19 protein-coding genes are annotated in these 17,608 nt (G+C 67.3%); 10 read left to right on the forward strand and 9 right to left on the reverse strand.

Annotated features, from left to right (window positions below):
• Positions 1-51 precede the first annotated feature (51 nt).
• A complete protein-coding gene (msrA, locus tag Q5H94_RS16045) occupies positions 52-699 on the forward strand; it encodes a peptide-methionine (S)-S-oxide reductase MsrA (RefSeq protein WP_304562308.1) in 648 nt (215 codons plus the stop codon).
• On the opposite strand, the gene Q5H94_RS16050 is transcribed toward msrA, so the two are convergent.
• The 4 genes from Q5H94_RS16050 to rpiB are packed head-to-tail and all read right to left on the reverse strand — an operon-like array spanning position 696 to position 4,092.
• A complete protein-coding gene (locus Q5H94_RS16050; protein WP_304562309.1) occupies positions 696-1,811 on the reverse strand; it encodes a TrmJ/YjtD family RNA methyltransferase in 1,116 nt (371 codons plus the stop codon). The two genes, msrA and Q5H94_RS16050, sit on opposite strands and share 4 nt — an antisense overlap.
• A 49-nt stretch (positions 1,812-1,860) precedes the next feature.
• On the reverse strand, positions 1,861-2,322 hold the full coding sequence (nrdR, locus tag Q5H94_RS16055; RefSeq protein ID WP_304562310.1) for a transcriptional regulator NrdR: 462 nt from the start codon (positions 2,320-2,322) through the stop codon (positions 1,861-1,863).
• A gap of 4 nt (positions 2,323-2,326) precedes the next feature.
• Positions 2,327-3,640 carry a serine hydroxymethyltransferase gene (gene glyA / locus Q5H94_RS16060; protein WP_304562311.1) on the reverse strand — a complete coding sequence of 438 codons (1,314 nt, stop codon included), beginning with the start codon at positions 3,638-3,640 and terminating at the stop codon, positions 2,327-2,329.
• 5 nt (positions 3,641-3,645) lie between these two features.
• Positions 3,646-4,092, reverse strand: coding sequence for a ribose 5-phosphate isomerase B (gene rpiB / locus Q5H94_RS16065; RefSeq protein ID WP_304562312.1), 447 nt, complete (start codon positions 4,090-4,092; stop codon positions 3,646-3,648).
• Positions 4,093-4,204: 112 nt separating this feature from the next.
• On the opposite strand from rpiB, the gene Q5H94_RS16070 reads away from it, so the two are divergent.
• The 5 genes from Q5H94_RS16070 to Q5H94_RS16090 all read left to right on the forward strand — a co-directional run bounded on the left by Q5H94_RS16070 (position 4,205) and on the right by Q5H94_RS16090 (position 8,250).
• The gene (locus Q5H94_RS16070) at positions 4,205-4,771 is read left to right on the forward strand and encodes a sigma-70 family RNA polymerase sigma factor (protein WP_304562313.1); all 567 of its coding nucleotides are present in this window, start codon (positions 4,205-4,207) and stop codon (positions 4,769-4,771) included.
• The gene (locus Q5H94_RS16075) at positions 4,768-5,478 is read left to right on the forward strand and encodes an anti-sigma factor (RefSeq protein ID WP_304562314.1); all 711 of its coding nucleotides are present in this window, start codon (positions 4,768-4,770) and stop codon (positions 5,476-5,478) included. Before Q5H94_RS16070 ends, Q5H94_RS16075 begins: the two co-directional genes overlap by 4 nt.
• 72 nt (positions 5,479-5,550) lie before the next feature.
• Positions 5,551-6,111 (forward strand): fasciclin domain-containing protein, encoded by a 561-nt coding sequence (locus Q5H94_RS16080; RefSeq protein ID WP_304562315.1) that lies wholly within the window; start codon positions 5,551-5,553, stop codon positions 6,109-6,111.
• 260 nt (positions 6,112-6,371) lie between these two features.
• Positions 6,372-7,598, forward strand: coding sequence for a BtaA family protein (locus tag Q5H94_RS16085; protein WP_304562316.1), 1,227 nt, complete (start codon positions 6,372-6,374; stop codon positions 7,596-7,598).
• 1 nt (position 7,599) lies between these two features.
• Entirely contained in the window at positions 7,600-8,250 is a 651-nt protein-coding gene (locus tag Q5H94_RS16090; protein WP_304562317.1) for a class I SAM-dependent methyltransferase, read from the forward strand.
• A 163-nt stretch (positions 8,251-8,413) separates the two neighbouring features.
• On the opposite strand, the gene Q5H94_RS16095 is transcribed toward Q5H94_RS16090, so the two are convergent.
• Entirely contained in the window at positions 8,414-8,857 is a 444-nt protein-coding gene (locus Q5H94_RS16095; protein WP_304562318.1) for an SF0329 family protein, read from the reverse strand.
• Complete coding sequence (hemA, locus tag Q5H94_RS16100) at positions 8,857-10,098, reverse strand: 5-aminolevulinate synthase (protein WP_304562319.1); 1,242 nt, start codon at positions 10,096-10,098, stop codon at positions 8,857-8,859. The genes Q5H94_RS16095 and hemA overlap by 1 nt, the downstream gene beginning before the upstream one ends.
• Positions 10,099-10,347: 249 nt before the next feature.
• Here hemA and Q5H94_RS16105 point away from each other — a divergent pair, with 249 nt between their 5' ends.
• Complete coding sequence (locus Q5H94_RS16105) at positions 10,348-10,503, forward strand: hypothetical protein (RefSeq protein ID WP_304562320.1); 156 nt, start codon at positions 10,348-10,350, stop codon at positions 10,501-10,503.
• On the opposite strand, the gene murI is transcribed toward Q5H94_RS16105, so the two are convergent.
• Positions 10,500-11,297: a glutamate racemase gene (murI, locus tag Q5H94_RS16110; protein WP_304562321.1), complete on the reverse strand. Its 798-nt coding sequence runs from the start codon at positions 11,295-11,297 to the stop codon at positions 10,500-10,502. The genes Q5H94_RS16105 and murI overlap by 4 nt on opposite strands.
• Before the next feature lie 74 nt (positions 11,298-11,371).
• Between murI and plsY the strand changes: the two genes are divergently transcribed.
• Both plsY and dprA read left to right on the forward strand, forming a co-directional pair.
• On the forward strand, positions 11,372-11,977 hold the full coding sequence (gene plsY / locus Q5H94_RS16115) for a glycerol-3-phosphate 1-O-acyltransferase PlsY (protein ID WP_304562322.1): 606 nt from the start codon (positions 11,372-11,374) through the stop codon (positions 11,975-11,977).
• Positions 11,970-13,049, forward strand: a complete 1,080-nt coding sequence (dprA, locus tag Q5H94_RS16120) for a DNA-processing protein DprA (protein ID WP_304562323.1) — start codon at positions 11,970-11,972, stop codon at positions 13,047-13,049. Before plsY ends, dprA begins: the two co-directional genes overlap by 8 nt.
• Before the next feature lie 151 nt (positions 13,050-13,200).
• On the opposite strand, the gene pdeM is transcribed toward dprA, so the two are convergent.
• Complete coding sequence (gene pdeM / locus Q5H94_RS16125) at positions 13,201-13,863, reverse strand: ligase-associated DNA damage response endonuclease PdeM (protein ID WP_304562324.1); 663 nt, start codon at positions 13,861-13,863, stop codon at positions 13,201-13,203.
• 144 nt (positions 13,864-14,007) lie between these two features.
• On the opposite strand from pdeM, the gene Q5H94_RS16130 reads away from it, so the two are divergent.
• Positions 14,008-15,942: a potassium transporter Kup gene (locus Q5H94_RS16130; protein ID WP_304562325.1), complete on the forward strand. Its 1,935-nt coding sequence runs from the start codon at positions 14,008-14,010 to the stop codon at positions 15,940-15,942.
• A gap of 122 nt (positions 15,943-16,064) precedes the next feature.
• On the opposite strand, the gene Q5H94_RS16135 is transcribed toward Q5H94_RS16130, so the two are convergent.
• A complete protein-coding gene (locus Q5H94_RS16135) occupies positions 16,065-17,381 on the reverse strand; it encodes a cystathionine gamma-synthase family protein (protein WP_304562326.1) in 1,317 nt (438 codons plus the stop codon).
• Between the last annotated feature and the right edge of the window lie 227 nt (positions 17,382-17,608).

Consider the following 17,608-nt stretch of genomic DNA (forward strand, 5'->3'; position numbering starts at 1 on the left):
TTCGCACGGGCCGCCCGTACTTATCTCCGTGACATCCCACGGAGACATTCGATGAAGCAAGCCATCCTCGCCCTGATCGGCTCGGCAGCCCTGCTGTCGGGCGGCGCCGCCAATGCCGAACGCGCCGTGCCGATCCCGGCGGCGCAGAAGGACGCGACCGCCGGCGCAACGCCGCAGGTCGCGGTGCTGGCGGGCGGCTGCTTCTGGGGCATGGAAGCGGTGTTCGAGCAGGTGAAGGGCGTGAAATCGGTGACGGCGGGCTATGCCGGCGGCACCGCGAACAGCGCCACCTACGATCAGGTCAGCAGCGAAACGACCGGCCATGCCGAGGCGATCCGCATCGTCTACGATCCCAAACTGGTGAGCTACGGCACGCTGCTGCGCGTCTATTTCTCGGTCGCGCACGATCCGACGCAGGTGAACGGCCAGACGCCCGACAGCGGCACCAGCTATCGCTCGGCGATCTTCCCGCAGGGGCCGGTGCAGCGCGCGGTCGCCATGGCCTATATCGCCCAGCTCGACAAGGCGAAGGCGTTCCGCGCGCCGATCGCGACGAAGGTGGAGAGCGGCGGCTTCTACCCGGCCGAGGCCTATCACCAGCACTTCTTCCAGAAGAACCCGAACCACCCGTATATCGTGCGGTGGGACAAGCCCAAGGTCGCGGCGTTCCGCGCGGCCTTCCCGGCGCTCGCCAGCTAGGACGAACGCGGCTCCTTCGATCGCTTCGCGCCCGCCAGCGCGGAGAGCACGCCGCGCAGGGTGCGCACCTCCTGGCTCGACCAGCGCGGCTTGGTGAGGAGCGTGCGCAGCGTGCGGCGCGTGACGGGCGTGCGATCGGGCGGGAAGAAGAAATGCGCGGCGACCAGCATGTCGTCGAGCTGCGCGATCATGCCGTCGAGTTCCTCCTGCGCGGCCGGTTCGGGCAGGTCGGTGATCGACGGCTGCGCGAGCGCGACGCCCTTCGACCATTCGTAGGCGACGAGGATCACCGCCTGCGCGAGGTTGAGCGAGCCGAACTCGGGGTTGATCGGCACCGTGATGATCGTGCGCGCGACGGCGACGTCATCGGTCTCCAGCCCCGACCGCTCGGGCCCGAACAGGATCGCCGAACGCCCCGGCCCGGCATGAATGGCGCGCGCGGCCTCCTCGGGCGTCTCGACCGGCTTGGTGACGCCGCGCTTGCGTACCGTGGTGGCATAGACGTTGGGACAATCGGCGATCGCCTCGGCCAGCGTGTCGAACACCTTCGCCTGCTCCAGCACGACATCCGCCCCCGAAGCGGCCGGCCCGGCAGCCGGATTCGGCCACCCGTCCCGAGGGCTCACCAACCGCATTTCCGTGAGACCGAAATTGAGCATAGCCCGCGCCGCCTTCCCAATATTCTCCCCGAGCTGCGGGCGGACTAGGACGATGACGGGGGGAGGGGTTGGCTGAGGGCTTGTGCTTCGACTTCGCTCAGCACGAACGGAGGAGGGGATTTCGGTCTCGATACCAAGCTCCGTTCGCCCTGAGCGAAGTCGAAGGGCACGCTCGGACGGCGGAATTGCAGCGTCATGCAGGTCCGCCCAATCGCCGCGGATGAGGGCTTCCTTCTTCCGGCGGGTCCAGCCCTTGATCTGCTGCTCGGCCTCCAGCGCCTCGGCGCGCGAGCCGAAATCCTGTGACCAGACCAGTTTCACCGGGCGACGGCTGTGCGTGTAGCCTTCGATTTCGCCCCGCTCGTGCTGTGCGATGCGGGTTTCGAGCGTGTCCGTGTGGCCAGTGTAATAGCTGCCGTCGGAGCAGCGCAGGATATAGGCGTGGAAGCTCACGTCCGTGTCCTTCGACTTCGCTCAGGACGAACGGCGGTAGGGACGCACATCACCCCTTCGCCACCGACGTCACGCTGCCGGCGAATTCCTCGAAATCCTTTGCCTCGCGGAAGTCCTTATAGACCGACGCGAAGCGGATGTAGGCGACCGAGTCGAGGCCCTTCAGGCCGTCCATCACCATCTCTCCGATGCGGCCGGAGCGGATTTCGGGGTCGCCCTGGGTTTCGAGCTGGCGCTGGATGCCGGAAACGAGCTTTTCCAGCCGCGCCGGGTCGATCGGGCGTTTGCGCGCGGCGATCATGATCGAGCGGAGCAGCTTCTCGCGGTCGAACGGCTCTCGCTTGTCCTCGCTTTTCAGCACCACCAGCTCGCGGAGCTGGATGCGCTCGAACGTGGTGAAACGCGCGGCGCAGCCCTCGCACTGCCGCCGCCGCCGGATCGCTGCGCCGTCGTCGGTCGGGCGCGAGTCCTTTACCTGGCTGTCTTCATGGCCGCAGAAGGGACAGCGCAAAAAATCAGCCCTCCGGGTAGATCGGGAAGCGCGCGCACAGCGCCCGCACGCGCTCGCGTACCGCCGCCTCGATCTGCGCATCGCCCTGCTCGCCGTTCTTGCGCAGCCCGTCGAGCACGTCGGCGACCATGTTGCCGATTTCGCGGAACTCGGCCGCGCCGAAGCCGCGCGTCGTGCCGGCGGGCGAGCCAACGCGGATGCCGCTGGTCTTGGTCGGCGGCAGCGGATCGTTGGGGATGCCGTTCTTGTTGCAGGTAATACCGGCGCGCTCGAGCGCCTCGTCGGCGTCCTTGCCGGTCACGCCGAGCGGAGTCAGGTCGATCAGCGCGAGATGCGTGTCGGTGCCGCCCGAGACGACCTCCGCGCCGCGCTCCTTCAGCGTCGCCGCCAGCACCTTGGCATTCTCGATGATAGCGGCGGCATAGGTCTTGAAGCCGGGCTGCAGCGCCTCGCCGAACGCCACCGCCTTGGCGGCGACGACGTGCATCAGCGGCCCGCCCTGCAGGCCGGGGAACACCGCCGAGTTGATCTTCTTCGCGATGGCCTCGTCATTGGTCAGCACCATGCCGCCGCGGGGGCCCCGCAGCGTCTTGTGCGTGGTCGTCGTCACGACATGCGCGTGCGGCAGCGGCGAGGGATGCAGGCCGGCCGCGACGAGCCCGGCGAAATGCGCCATGTCGACCATCAGATACGCGCCGACCTCATCAGCGATGGCGCGGAACTTGGCGAAGTCGATCGTGCGCGGATAGGCCGAGCCGCCGGCGATGATGAGCTTGGGCTTATGCTCGCGCGCAAGGGCTGCGACCTGATCGAAATCGATCAGGTGCGTGACGGGATCGACGCCGTATTGCACCGCGTTGAACCATTTGCCCGACATTGCCGCCCTGGCACCATGAGTCAGGTGGCCGCCGGCGTCGAGGCTGAGGCCCAAAATCGTCTCGCCCGGCTTGACCAAAGCCAGCATCACCGCGCCGTTGGCCTGCGCGCCCGAATGCGGCTGGACGTTGGCGAAGCCGCAGCCGAACAGCGCCTTCGCGCGATCGATCGCGAGCTGCTCGACCTCGTCGGACGGGTGGCAGCCCTGATAGTAGCGCTTGCCGGGATAGCCTTCCGCATATTTGTTGGTGAAGACCGAACCCTGCGCCTCCAGCACCGCCTTGGAGACGATGTTCTCGGAGGCGATCAGCTCGATCTGGTCCTGCTCGCGCTTGAGCTCATGCTGCACGCCCGCGAAGATGGCGGGATCGGCCTCGGCCAGGCCGCGCGTGAAGAAGCCATCGGGCTGAACGTCGTTGAGGGTCTGGGGGTTGGTGCTCATGCGGATCAATCCTTCGCGAATGCGGGCGCGGCGAGCTTGTCGATGCGCTGTTGATGACGGCCGCCGGCGAAGCTGCCGGCGAGAAAGGCTTCGAGGCACGCCTGCGCCATGTCGGGCCCGGTCAGGCGCGCGCCCATCGCGATGACGTTGGCATCGTTATGCTCGCGCGAAAGGGCGGCGGTGAAGGGATCGCTCACCAGCGCGCAGCGGCAGGCGGGATGGCGGTTGACCGCGATCGAGATGCCGACGCCCGATCCGCACAGCGCCACGCCGAAATCCGCATGACCCGCGCCGACATGATCTGCGAGCTTGTAGCCGTAGTCGGGATAATCGACCCGCGCATCGGTTTCGGGGCCGAGATCGACGACCTCGTGGCCCGCCTCCCGTGCCCAGGCGACGAGCGCGGCTTTCAGCGAGACGGCGGCGTGATCGGAAGCAAAGGCGATGCGCAAGAAGGCTCGATTCCCTTAGGTCTGCAAGGATGCGCGGCCTTTACGCAAAGCGGGCCGCAAACGCTACACCCTGCGTTGTAGAACCGCCCGATTGGCCCTAAGCCCCTGCCCTGTGACGGATGTTTCGCCCGAAATACGCGCCCGCGCCGAACTCGCGGAGTATCTCGTCCGCACCGGCGACGAGGACCGCGCCGCGTTCCGCGAACTCTACCTGCGCACCAATGCGAAGCTTTTCGGCATCGTCTTGCGTATCTGCGGGGAGAGGGAGGCCGCGGCCGACGTGTTGCATGACGTGTATCTGACGATCTGGAAGCGCGCGGGCGCCTATGAACCGTCGCGCGCGAGCCCGATCACATGGCTCGCCACGATCGCGCGCAACCGCGCGATCGACTGGCGGCGCGCGCAGAAGATCCGCGTCGCGACCCCGCTGGAGGATGCGCCCGACGTCGCCGATTCGGCGCCGCTCGCCAGCGACGCGATGCTGGCCGAGGAAAGCCGCCACGGCATTCAGGTCTGCCTCGACGAGCTCGAACCCAACCAGCGCGATTCGATCCGCACCGCCTTCTTCCAGGGCGTGACCTATGCCGAACTGGCGGAGCGCGTCGGCGTGCCGCTCGGCACGATGAAGAGCTGGGTGCGGCGCGGCCTCGCGCGGCTCAAGGAGTGTCTGGAGCGATGAGCGCGGAGGAAGGCCCGGATGTCGCCGCCGCCGAACTCGCGCTCGGGCTGCTCGAGGGCGAGGAGCGCGCGGTCGCGCTGCGCCGCGTGCTGGCCGAGCCCGGCTTCGCGGGCGAGGTCGAGGTGTGGCGCGGCTATCTGGGCCAGCTGTTCGATCTGTGGCCCGAGGCGGCGGCACCTGCGGGCGTGTTCGAGCGGGTCGAGCGGACGCTCGATGCGCCAGCACAGATCGCGTCGGTGCGGGCGCCGGCGCGCTTTTGGCCGGCGCTTGCCGGGCTTACCAGCATCGCGGCTGCGGCAGCGTTGGTCTTTATCGTCGTGCGGCCAAACCCGCTTCCCGCGCCCCCGCCGCCGGTCGCTGCGCCCGCCGCAGCGCCGATGCTCGTCGCCTCGCTCGCGCCGATGGACAAATCCGCGACGGCGATGGCCGCGGTCTACGATCCGGCGCGCGGCCAGTTGCGGCTGACCGAGGCCAGCGCCCCGGCGGCGAACCGCAGCGCCGAACTTTGGGTGATCGGCGACGACAAGACCCCGCACTCGCTCGGCATGATGAAGCCCGAGGGCGGGATGCGCGCCGTCGCCATGCCGATGCGCGCGCATCTGGCGCCGGGGGCGATGCTCGCCGTCACGATCGAGCCGCTCGGCGGATCACCGAGCGGCAAGCCGACCGGGCCGATCGTGGCGATGGGCAAACTTTCCACCGTCTGACGCATCCTTAACGACGGCCCCGCCGTAGCTCCTGCCGCGCCCGGTCTTCGGGTGACAACAGGAGAGCATCCGATGAACCCGATCTTCCGCGCGAGTCTTGCACTCGCCGCCCTTACCGTCAGCGTGCCGTTCGCCGCGCAGGCGAAGATGACCGCGAACCCAATGGTTGGCGGCGCGCCGATGTATGCCACCAAAACCATCGTCGAGAATGCCGTCAATTCGAAGGTCCATACGACGCTCGTCGCGGCCGTGAAGGCTGCCGGCCTGGTCGAGACGCTCTCCGGTCCGGGCCCCTTCACTGTCTTCGCGCCGACGGACGCTGCCTTCAAGAAGCTGCCCGCCGGCACCGTCGAGACGCTGGTGAAGCCCGAGAACAAGGCGATGCTGACCAGCATCCTGACCTATCACGTCGTCCCCGGCCGTATCACCGCCGCCGACATCGCCGCCAAGGCGAAGGCCAACAAGGGCACCGCGACCTACACCACGGTGCAGGGCGGCACGCTCAGCTTCAAGAAGGCCGGAATGGGCTGGCAGGTGTGGGATGCCAAGGGCGGCCATGCCAAGATCACCATCGCCAACGTGATGCAGTCGAACGGCGTGATCCACGTCATCGACACGGTGCTGATGCCGTAAAGTATTTTTCGGTGCGTGCGCATCCATTGTCTGCGCGCGTCCGTACCTTCTGCGGTCTTTCCCGATTTCCCACGGGAAAGGCCGTGTAGACCCTGCCGGAGGTTCCTCCCGATCCGGCTTATGCGTAGAGAACCTGTCGGTGCCCCCCATGTGCCGACAGGTTCTTTTCATTTGGCCACAGAACCGTCATGGAGGCGTCACCGTATTGTCGTAGCCGAGCCACCGCGCGCCATGCCGGTTAAGGCCCGCAGGAGAAGACCATGGCCCCCGCCGTCCGCAGCCCCAAGAACCGCGCCGTCCGCGCCGCGGTCCACCGGCACGATCACCTTTCGAAACAGGGCATTCTGGAGCGCGCCTTCACCTTCGCCTTTCGCGGCCTTGTCTATGCGCAGATCTGGGAAGATCCCGCCGTCGACATGGAAGCGCTGGCGATCACGCCGGACAGCCATGTCGTCACGATCGCCTCGGGCGGGTGCAACATGATGTCGTACCTCACCGCGAATCCGCGCGCGATCACCGCGGTCGACCTCAACACCGCGCATATCGCGCTCAACAAGCTGAAGGTGGCGGCAGCGCGGCATCTGCCCGATTACGAAACCTTCCACCGCTTCTTCGCGCGCGCCAACAGCCGCCAGAACATCCTCGCCTATCGCACCTGGGTGCGCCCGCATCTCGACGAGACCAGCAAGCGTTACTGGGAAAGCCGCGACATGGTCGGCCGCAGGCGGATCGGCGGCTTCGCCAAGGGCGTCTACAAGCGCGGGCTGCTCGGCAATTTCATCGGGGCGGCGCATCTCGTTGCGCGCCTGAACGGCGTGAATCCCAAAGTGCTGCTGACGGCCAAGTCGATCGAGGAACAGCGCGAAATCTTCGACCGCGAGTTCGCGCCGGTTTTCGACAAGGGCTTCGTCAAGTGGCTGACCGACCAGCCCGCGTCGCTGTTCGGCCTCGGCATTCCGCCCGCCCAGTACGAGGCGCTGGCTGGCGACGAGAAGATGGCGGTCGTGCTGCGGGAGCGGCTCGAGAAGCTCGCTTGCGATTTCGATCTCAAGGACAACTACTTCGCATGGCAGGCGTTCAACCGCGGCTATAGCGAAGATCCCAATGCACCGCTGCCGCCGTACCTCCAGAAGGAGCATTACGACGAGATCGTCGAGCGCGTGAACCGCATCGAGGTGCGCCACACCAATTTCACCGATTATCTCAAGAGCCAGGATGACGCCTCGCTCGATCGTTACATCCTGCTCGACGCGCAGGACTGGATGACCGACGAGCAGCTCACCGACCTGTGGACGCAGATCACGCGCACCGCCAAGCCGGGCAGCCGCGTGCTGTTCCGCACCGCCGGCGTCGCGACGATCCTGCCGGGCCGCGTGCCCGACGCCGTGCTTGGCAAGTGGGATTATCGCGCGGAGGACTCGCTCGACTACACCAAGCGCGACCGCTCCTCGATCTATGGCGGCGTCCACCTCTACGTTCTGAAGTAAGATGGACGCGAATCACGCCGGGCATATGGATGCGATCTACAGGTCGCAGCGCCATATCTACGACCTCACGCGCAAATATTACCTGCTCGGCCGCGATGCGCTGATCGAGGGGCTGGCACCGCCACCGGGCGGCACGGTGATCGAGATCGGCTGCGGCACCGGACGTAACCTGATCGCCGCGGCGAAGGCGTGGCCCGATGCGCGCTATTTCGGGATCGATATCTCCGAGGCGATGCTTGAGACCGCGCGCGAGAGCGTCGCCAAGGCGGGGCTGTCCGACAAGATCATGCTGGCGCAAGGTGATGCGACCGCGTTCGACGCGCAGGCGCTGTTCGGCGTCGCGCGCTTCGACCGCGTTTTCCAGAGCTATACGCTGTCGATGATCCCCGATTGGAAGGGCGCGCTGCGGGAAGGCGCGTCGAAGGTCGCGCCGGGGGGGCGGCTCGACATCGTCGATTTCGGCCAGCAGGAACGCCTGCCCGCTGCGTTCAAGGCGATGCTGTTCGCGTGGCTCGCCAAGTTCGACGTAACGCCGCGCGCGGAGCTGAAACCGACCGTCTGCCAGATCGCCGCCGACACCGGCCTGACGGCGAGCTTCGCGACGCTGCGCAAGGGCTACGCCTGGTCGGCACGGCTCGCGCGCGAGGACTGACGTCTTTCCGCTATTTGTGGAACAGCAGATAGAGGATCAGGATCACCGGCAGCGGAACGCCGAGCACCCAGAGCAGGCAGCCTTTGGGCAAGTTCATCGTACTGGTCCTCTCCGTGTCGTTACGGGAGGAAAACGGCGCGACGCTTCCGAAAGTTCCGCCTGATTACGCAGCCTTGCGCAGTTCCAGGACGTGTGCAGCCAGACGATGCAGCTTCGTCGTATCGATCTGCGCCAAGCGACGCTTGCCGAGGCGACCGTCCGCCATCGCCAGCGACTGGATCAGCGGATCGTCATCCTGCATCGCTTGCTCGATCGACATCTCGTGGGCAAACTCCCAGCACGCCCGATAGGCGTCCTGCCGACTAAGTTCGCCGAAGTCTGCAAATTGGTGGGCATAGGCATTGTTGCGTTTCGCCGACCCGTGCTCATAGCCGTCGGCGATGTATTTTGCGCGCGTGCAGAAGTTGGCGATCACGGTGCCATCGAACGTCATCCAGGCATGACCGCACGTGCAGTTGCCATATCGAGTGCTATAAAGATCGAGCCGTCCACGCAGTTCCGGAGCGAATTTGTCGATAACGATCGCCCGGAGCCCGCTCCAGCGCATTACGCGGCCTTGCGCAGTTCGAGCCGGCCCCAGATCTCGCCCAGAGCCTGGGTCAGTTCGCGCATCATCGCGGGCGTGTGGCTCGGGCCGGGCGTGAACCGCAGGCGCTCGGTACCGCGCGGCACGGTCGGGTAATTGATCGGCTGCACGTAGATGCCGTATTCGGCGAGCAGGATATCGCTGATCCGCTTGGCCTTGACCGGATCGCCGACCATCAACGGCACGATATGCGTGTCGCCGAGCATCACCGGCAAGCCCGCCTCGGTCATCATCGCCTTCAGCCGCGCGGCCGCCGCCTGCTGCCCGTCGCGCTCGACCGAGGAGGCCTTGAGGTGGCGCACGCTCGCCAGCACGCCAGCGACCAACACCGGTGACAGCGAGGTCGTGAAGATGAAGCCCGGCGCATAGCTGCGGATCACGTCGATGATCATCTGGTCGGCGGCGATATAACCGCCCATCACGCCGAACGCCTTGCCGAGCGTCCCTTCGACGATGGTGATCCGGTCGGCAACGCCGTCACGCTCCGAAATGCCGCCGCCGCGCGCGCCGTACATGCCGACGGCGTGAACTTCGTCGAGATAGGTCAGCGCGTTGTACTTGTCGGCGAGATCGCAGATCGCGGCGAGCGGCGCGATGTCGCCTTCCATCGAATACACGCTTTCGAACGCGATCAGTTTCGGCGCGGCCGGATCGACGCTCGCCAGCAATTCCTCGAGATGCGCGAGGTCGTTGTGGCGGAAGATATGCTTCTCGCAGCCCGAATTGCGGATGCCCGCGATCATGCTCGCGTGGTTCATCTCGTCCGAGAAGATGATGCAGCCCGGCAGGATCTTGGCGAGCGTCGCCAACGTCGCCTCGTTCGAGACGTATCCGCTGGTGAACAGCAAAGCGCCTTCCTTGCCGTGCAGGTCCGCAAGCTCGCCTTCGAGATCGACATGGTAATGCGTGTTGCCGCCGATGTTGCGCGTGCCGCCCGACCCGGCGCCCACGTCATGCAGCGCCTCTTCCATCGCCGCGATCACCTTCGGATGCTGGCCCATCGCGAGATAGTCGTTGGAACACCAGACGGTGATCGGCTTCGGCCCGTTATGCCCGGCGAAGCAGCGCGCATTGGGGTACATGCCCTTGTTGCGCAGGATGTCGATAAAGACGCGGTAGCGCCCTTCGGCATGCAGGCGATCGATCGCCTGGGTGAAGATTCGCGAGTAGTCGACCCCGCGCGTCTGTGCATCGAAATCCATAATCGGCGCGCTCTACCCGCTCAGCCTGACGATTTCCAGAGTTTTACGAGCGCCAGCGCCGCACAAAAATGCGACCTTGGGATGAAATCTGCGTCAGGAACGCGCCGATCTTGCGTTGGATCAAGCGACTCGCAACCCGACATATGTTAAAGTGCGCCATCGCGGGCCGTGTTGTGTCGCAAGCATGCCCGCGATGAGAGATCCTGATACCCATTGGGCGCTCCCGCTTGCTCTTCAGGAGCTCGGGCCATGACTTCGCAAGACGCACAGAGACCGGATTATTACGCACGCCGCGCCGCGCAGGAACGCGCGCTCGCCGAACGTAGCAAAGACCCGTCGGCACGCCTCATCCACGCCGAACTGGCCGCGCGCTATGCGGAGATGATCGCACCCGTCACCGCTTAGAGCGACTCGACCCTAGACAGTCCGAATCGCGTCAGAGCGGGTCGCAGGCGAAGGTCGTTCGCGCCTTCGCCGGTGAAGACGGCTATCCCCTCGCCCGCCTGCTCGGGCCAGTCCTGTCCTTCCGTCAGATGCGCGACACGACGCGCGATCCCTGCCGATCCATCGACGAAGGCGATCGGGCGGGGGGCGGCGGCGATCAGCGCATCCGCGACCAGCGGGAAGTGCGTGCAGGCGTTGACGATTACGTCGATCTGGTCGCCGCCGGATTGGTCGAGCAGCCCCGACAGGATCGCGCGGTAGCGGTCGAGCGCGGTTTCCTCGTCGCGCAGCGCGGCTTCCGCCAGCGTCACCAATTCCGCCGATCCGTGGCGCAGCACCAGGCAGTCGCTCGCGAAGCGCGCGGCGAGATCGTCGACATAGGGCTGGCGCACCGTCGCCTCGGTGCCGAGCACGCCGATCGTGCGCGTCTTGCTGAGGAGCGCGGCGGGCTTGATCGCGGGCACCGTGCCGACGATCGGCAGGTCGAGCGCAGCCCGCACGGCGCCCAGCGCAATGGTCGACGCGGTGTTGCAGGCGATGACGATCAGGCGCGGGCGATAGCGCTCCGCCAGCCGCCCGAGCAGCGCGGGCACGCGGGCGGCGATCTCGCTTTCAGTCTTGGTACCGTAGGGGAAACCCGCCGAATCGGCGACGTAGACGAACGGTGCGCGCGGCAGCAACGCCCGCGTCGGGCCGAGCACCGACAGCCCGCCCACGCCGGAATCGAAGAACAGGATCGGTCGCGCGTCCCCCATATTCTGCCGCATAGTCGGGTGGCGCGATTTGACAACGCCCGCTAGAAGCATCGCCACGGGGACAAAGAACGAACATGCCGACCGAATATCTCTGGGCCGCACCAGCGGCAGCGCTGTTGTTCGGCTATCTGCTCGGATCGATCCCGTTCGGGCTGATCCTGACGCGGCTGGCCGGGGCGGGCGATCTGCGCAGCATCGGATCGGGCAATATCGGCGCGACCAACGTGCTGCGCACCGGGCGCAAGGGGCTGGCGGCGGCGACGCTGATCCTCGATGCGGCCAAGGGCTTCGCGGCGGTGGCGATCGTCGAGGCGGTGTCGCCGGGCAACGGCGCGGTCGCGGCGGCGGCGGCGTTCGTCGGGCATCTCTACCCGGTCTGGCTGCGCTTTCGCGGCGGCAAGGGCGTGGCGACGATGCTGGGGATCGCGCTCGCGCTGAGCTGGCCGGTCGGGCTGGTCTATGCGCTGGTGTGGCTCGGGCTGCTGGCGGTCGTGCGGATATCGTCGGTGTCGGGGATGAGCGCCGCCGTCGCCGCGCCGGTCGCGGCGGCGGTGCTGGGACGGTTCGAGATCGTGCCGCTGCTGATCGCGCTCGCGCTGATGGTGCTGTGGAAGCACTCCGCCAATATCGGCCGCCTGCTCTCGGGCACCGAACCACGGGTCGGCACGTCGCGTGGCTGACGATACCGCCGTCGCCCGGCTGCGGCTGATCCGCACCGCGCAGATCGGTCCGGTCACCTACCGCCAGCTCGTCGCGCGCTTCGGCGATGCGGCGTCCGCGATCGAGGCGCTGCCGCAGCTTGCCCAGCGCGGCGGCGGGCGCGCGCCCGCGGTCGCGCCGGTGGCGGTCGCGGAGCGCGAGCTGGCGGCGGCAAGGAAGCTCGGCGCGCGGCACCTGTTCATCGAGGATCAGGACTATCCCGCGCTGCTCGCCGAACTCGACGATGCGCCGCCGGCGATGATGGTGCGCGGCAACGTCGCGCTCGCGCAGCGCACGACGGTGGCGATGGTCGGCGCGCGCAACGCCTCGGCCGCCGCGTGCCGCTTTGCGCGCCAGCTCGCCGCCGAACTGGGCCGCGAGGGCGCGACCGTGGTGTCGGGCCTGGCGCGCGGGGTCGACACCGCGGCGCATGTCGGATCGCTGGAGGGCGGCACGATCGGCGTGATCGCGGGCGGGATCGACGTGGTCTACCCGCCGGAGAATGCCGAATTGCAGGAGCGGATCGCCAGCGAGGGCCTGTTGATCGCCGAACAACCGCCCGGCACCGAGCCGCGCGCGCGCCACTTCCCATACCGCAACCGCATCATCGCCGGGCTTTCGCTCGGCACCGTCGTAGTCGAGGCGGCGCCGCGTTCGGGCTCGCTGATCACCGCGCGGCTGGCGGGCGAGGCTGGGCGCGAGGTAATGGCGGTGCCGGGCAGCCCGCTCGATCCGCGCGCGCAGGGTTGCAACGGGCTGATCCGCGAGGGCGCCACACTGGTGCAGTCGGCCGCCGACGTGCTCGAACAGATCCGCCCGATCGATGCGCGCGGCGTGCGATCGCCGGCCGGGCGCTTCGTCAGCGAGCCAGAGGACGCCAGCGATGCCGAGCGGCGGGCGGTGACAGGCCTGCTCGGGCCGGTGCCGGTCTCGGTCGACGAGATGATCCGCCAGTCGGGCCTGTCGCCGGCGGTGGTGCAGACGGTGCTGCTCGAACTCGAACTCGCCGGGCGGCTGGAACGGCGCGCGGGCGGTCTGGTCGCGCTGGTCTGACCGCGCGCTAGAGTGATAGCTCGCTTGACAGATTGACACCTGAATCGAAAATGTAAGGCGCGATCGTTTCCGAAAACGTCATAATCGGGCCAGCGGTGTCAAAGAGCGGAAGCGCGACCATCGCAGCTTTCGCGCCTGTAGGACAGCGCGATCAGGCCGCGATCGGGAATCTCAGCAGCCTATCCTCGACCGCGATCAGCGCCTCCGCCCCGCGCCCGACGGCGCGGACGATTTCCGGGTGGCCCGCGTCGAGCCCGCCGGTCAGCGACCCGAAGGCGGGCAGGATGAGCTTGGCGGGGGTCGCGACGAAGCAGCGCCGCGAGACCTGCCGCCCGCGCACGCTCACGCGCAGCTTGGGGTGATAATGGCCCGACAGCTCCGGCCGCGTCTCGCGCGGGTCGGCCTCGTGGCGCAGGATCAGCCCATCCACCTCGGCCTCCGCCACCACGGTCCCGCCGCAGCGATCGATAAAGCCGGCGTCGTGGTTGCCGGTGATCCACGTCCAGCGCCGCGTGCCCGTCAGCGCGCGCAGCATCACCGTCGCGCGCTCGGGCAAGCGGTCGCAGCCCTTCGCGTCGTGGAAGCTGTCGCCGAGGCACCAGATCTCCTGCGCACCCGTCGTCACGGCGATGGCGGTGAGATCGGTCAGCGTCGCGATCGAATCGTAGGGCGGCAGCATCTGTCCGCGCGCGGCGAACCAGCTCGCCTTCTCGAAATGCAGGTCCGCCACCAGCAGCGCGCGCCGCGCCGGCCAGAACAGCGCGCCCTGCGGCAGCGCGACCAGATCATGACCTGCGAACGAAAAGTGAACCATGCCCCGCTATGCCGGGGTTTCGCGCTCGGGATCAAGACCCTCGATCGGTCGTTATCGCGGTGCAACAAAAGCGCTTGCTTGTCCGCACCGCGAGGCGCACAGCGCGCCGTCAGTTCGAGGCCCCCCTTGTATGGCTAGCGCCGCATGACTTCCGCGTCCGATACCCAAGGACACACCACGCACCCCCATCCCGCCAGACTCGCGCTGACCATCGGCGCGATCGGCGTGGTGTTCGGCGATATCGGCACCAGCCCGATCTACGCCTTCCGCACCGCGCTTGCGCTGACGACGGCGGACGGGGCGGAGGTGAACGAGGTGCTCGGCGTGCTGAGCCTTGCGCTGTGGTCGCTGATCATCGTCGTGACGGTGAAATACGTCCTCTTCCTGATGCGTGCCGACAATCACGGCGAGGGCGGCGTGCTGGCGCTGACCGCGCTGGCGCGGCGGGCGCTGGGCGCGCGATCGGTGATCGCGCTGGTATTGGGCGCTTCGGGCGCGGCCTTGTTCTACGGCGATGCGATCATCACGCCCGCGCTGTCGGTGCTGTCGGCTGTCGAGGGGCTCAAGACGCTGCCCGGCGCGGGCCATATGTTCGGCGACGACCTGATCCTGTTCCTGACGATCGTCATCCTGCTCGCGCTGTTCCTGATCCAGTCGCGCGGCACGGCGCACGTCTCGAAGCTGTTCGGCCCCGTCTGCATCCTGTGGTTCCTCGCGATCGGCGCGCTGGGCGTCTATCATATCGCCGACGAGCCTTCGATCGTCCGCGCCATTTCGCCCTATTACGGCGTGATGTTCATGGCGACGCACGGCCAGATGGGGCTGTTCGTGCTGGGCGCGGTGTTCCTGACCGTGACGGGCGCGGAGGCGCTGACCGCCGACATGGGGCATTTCGGACGCGGGCCGATCCGGCTCGGCTGGTTCGCGCTGGTGGCGCCGTGCCTGGTGCTCAATTATTTCGGGCAGGGCGCGTTCGTGCTCAACGCGGTCGAGGCGGCCAATGCGGCGGGCCGGCCGGTCGGCGATCAGGACTGGTTCTTCCTGATGGCGCCCGATGCGGTGCGCCCGTGGCTGATCGTGCTGTCGCTGGCGGCGACCGTCATCGCCAGCCAGGCGGTGATCACCGGCGCCTATTCGCTGACGCAGCAGGCGATCCAGCTCGGCCTGCTGCCGCGCCTGCGCATCCGCCAGACGTCTGCGACGCAGGCCGGGCAGATCTATCTGCCGTCGATCAACTGGATGCTGCTGGCCGGCGTGCTGACCCTGGTGGTGCAGTTCCGCACTTCGGCATCGATGGCCGCCGCCTACGGCATCGCCGTCACCGGCACGATGGTGGTGACGACGTGCCTGGCGTATATCGTTGTGCGCCACGTCTGGGGCTGGAGCCGGGCAAAGGCGATCCCGCTGATCGTGCCGTTCCTGTTCCTCGACCTGATCTTCTTCGGCGCGAACATCCTGCGCGTGATCGAGGGCGGATGGGTGCCGCTGGTGGTGGCGGCGGTGATCGGCTTCCTGATCTACACCTGGGTGCGCGGGCGCGGCATCGTGCGCGCGTTCGAAAGCCGCCAGAGCGTGCCGCTCGCCGATCTCGCCGCCGCGCTCGCCAAGCGCCCGCCGGAGCGGGTGGAAGGCACGGCGGTGTTCCTGACCGCGAACCCGGACAGCGCGCCCGGTGCCCTGCTCCACAACCTCAAGCACAACAAGGTGCTGCACGAGAAGAACCTCGTCGTCAGCATCCGCACCGCCGACCGGCCCTTCGTCGGCCCGGAGGAGCGGACGACCGGCAAGATCATCGACGATAATTTCGTGACGGTGGTGCTGACCTACGGCTTCATGGAATCGCCCGACGTACCGAGCGACCTCGGGCTCGGCGCGAACAAGGCGAAGAAGGTGCTCAACCCTGCGCTGACCAGCTATTTCATCGGCCGCAACACGCTGAAGCCCGCCGCCGACCAGGGCATGCCGCTCTGGCAGGACCGCGTCTTCATGTTCCTGCAGAAGAACGCGAGCGACCCGACCGACTTCTTCCACATCCCGCCGGGCAAGGTGCTGGAGCTGGGGGAACAGGTGACTGTCTGAGCGCCTTAGCCCCTCCCCTTCAGGGGAGGGGTTGGGGTGGGGCCGTGCCGCAGACGCAGGTCTCGGTGAGACTGAGACGCCCCACCCCCAACCCCTCCCCTGAAGGGGAGGGGCTCAAGAAGTCAGATCGCGTTTAGGGCCTGATCGAAATCCGCCACCAGATCGTCCGCATCCTCCACGCCGATCGAAATGCGCACGAGATTGTCGGTGATCCCCAGCGCCTTCTTGCGCTCCTCGGGCACCGAGAGGTGCGTCATGCCCGCCGGGTGGCTCGCCAGCGTCTCGGTGCCGCCGAGGCTGACCGCGAGCTTGGCGATCTTGAGCGCGTCGAGGAAGGCGAAGCTCTCCGCCTCGCCGCCCTTCAGGAACAGCGAGAAGGTGCTGCCCGCGCCGAGACAGTGGCGGCGGTAGATGTCGGCCTGGCGCGCATCGCCCTGCGCCTCGAGAAAGCCGAGATAGCCGACGCGCTCGACCTTCGGGTGCTGATCGAGGAAGGCGCAGACCTTCGCCGCATTCTCGCCCGCGCGGCTCATGCGCAGTTCGAGCGTTTCCAGGCTGCGCAGCAGCATCCACGCCGTATTGGGGTCGCAGATCGTGCCGATCGTGTTGCGCGTCGAGCGGATCGTGTTGATGTGCGCGGCCGACCCCAGCACGCCGCCCGCCACCAGATCGCTATGCCCGCCGGCATATTTGGTGAGGCTGTAGACGACGATATCGGCGCCGTGGCGCAGCGGCTGCTGCCACAAGGGCCCGAGGAAGGTGTTGTCGATCGCGATCGGCGGTTTGTCCTCCCCGAAGATCGCGTCGCGCGATGCCGCCACCGCCTCGATATCGACGAGCGCGTTGGTCGGGTTGGCGGGGCTTTCGAGGTAAATGAGCGCGACCTTGCCTTGCGCCTTGGCCTTTTCCATCACCGCGTCGATTTCGGCGCGGGTCGCGCCCGCCGGGAAATCGAGCCATTTCACGCCGTATTTGCCGAGCAGCTTGGCGATCAGCGTCTCGGTCGCCGCGTAGAGCGGGCCGGAATGGACGATCGTGTCGCCGGGGCCGACCATCGCGAGGAACAATGTGGCGATGGCGGACATGCCGGACGAGAAGGCGAGCGCGTCCTCGGCCTCTTCCCACACGCTGAGGCGATCCTCCAGGATCTCCTGATTGGGGCCGTTGAAGCGCGAATAGACGAGGCCCTCGGCACCGCCGGGGCGCTTGCCGGTGACGCCCTCGAAATGGCGCTTGCCCGCCGCCGCGCTCGGAAAGACGAAGGTCGAGGTCAGGAAGATCGGCGGCTTGAGCGAGCCTTCGGACAGGACGGGATCATAGCCGTGGCCCATCATCATCGTCGCGGGCTTGAGCTTGCGCCCCGCGATCTTGCCGAGTTCGGCACGCGGACGGCGGGGGGGCTCTACGCCGGTCAGGTCGGCTTCGGTCTCGTCGGTCATCTTTATCTCCTGGGGAGGCCGTCTGTCGCGGCCCGGATAGTGACGGGTGTAACCGATGAGCAGGGGAAATGGCAGCACCGTTGAGAAGAGGATTTCGCGCAGAGGGCGCAGGGGACGCGGAGGTGCTTTGCTTGCGGCGAAGCGGCTCTCTTCTTCCGAAAGCCGGTTTGAGAGCGCCTGCGGCGCGAGGGCGCTTCTCCTCTGCGTTCTCTGCGCCCTCTGCGCGA

It is taken from the genome of Sphingomonas immobilis (assembly GCF_030580995.1).
GTDB classification, from domain to species: domain Bacteria; phylum Pseudomonadota; class Alphaproteobacteria; order Sphingomonadales; family Sphingomonadaceae; genus Sphingomonas; species Sphingomonas immobilis.

What these genes read in the sequence shown, in the direction of transcription:
- msrA (WP_304562308.1), top strand. Translation starts at nt 52, where the DNA reads ATGAAGCAAGCCATCCTCGCCCTGATCGGCTCGGCAGCCCTGCTGTCG.
- glyA (WP_304562311.1), bottom strand. Translation starts at nt 3,640, where the DNA reads ATGAGCACCAACCCCCAGACCCTCAACGACGTTCAGCCCGATGGCTTC.
- Q5H94_RS16075 (WP_304562314.1), top strand. Translation starts at nt 4,768, where the DNA reads ATGAGCGCGGAGGAAGGCCCGGATGTCGCCGCCGCCGAACTCGCGCTC.
- Q5H94_RS16080 (WP_304562315.1), top strand. Translation starts at nt 5,551, where the DNA reads ATGAACCCGATCTTCCGCGCGAGTCTTGCACTCGCCGCCCTTACCGTC.
- Q5H94_RS16085 (WP_304562316.1), top strand. Translation starts at nt 6,372, where the DNA reads ATGGCCCCCGCCGTCCGCAGCCCCAAGAACCGCGCCGTCCGCGCCGCG.
- Q5H94_RS16090 (WP_304562317.1), top strand. Translation starts at nt 7,600, where the DNA reads ATGGACGCGAATCACGCCGGGCATATGGATGCGATCTACAGGTCGCAG.
- Q5H94_RS16095 (WP_304562318.1), bottom strand. Translation starts at nt 8,857, where the DNA reads ATGCGCTGGAGCGGGCTCCGGGCGATCGTTATCGACAAATTCGCTCCG.
- hemA (WP_304562319.1), bottom strand. Translation starts at nt 10,098, where the DNA reads ATGGATTTCGATGCACAGACGCGCGGGGTCGACTACTCGCGAATCTTC.
- Q5H94_RS16105 (WP_304562320.1), top strand. Translation starts at nt 10,348, where the DNA reads ATGACTTCGCAAGACGCACAGAGACCGGATTATTACGCACGCCGCGCC.
- murI (WP_304562321.1), bottom strand. Translation starts at nt 11,297, where the DNA reads ATGGGGGACGCGCGACCGATCCTGTTCTTCGATTCCGGCGTGGGCGGG.
- plsY (WP_304562322.1), top strand. Translation starts at nt 11,372, where the DNA reads ATGCCGACCGAATATCTCTGGGCCGCACCAGCGGCAGCGCTGTTGTTC.
- pdeM (WP_304562324.1), bottom strand. Translation starts at nt 13,863, where the DNA reads ATGGTTCACTTTTCGTTCGCAGGTCATGATCTGGTCGCGCTGCCGCAG.
- Q5H94_RS16130 (WP_304562325.1), top strand. Translation starts at nt 14,008, where the DNA reads ATGACTTCCGCGTCCGATACCCAAGGACACACCACGCACCCCCATCCC.
- Q5H94_RS16135 (WP_304562326.1), bottom strand. Translation starts at nt 17,381, where the DNA reads ATGACCGACGAGACCGAAGCCGACCTGACCGGCGTAGAGCCCCCCCGC.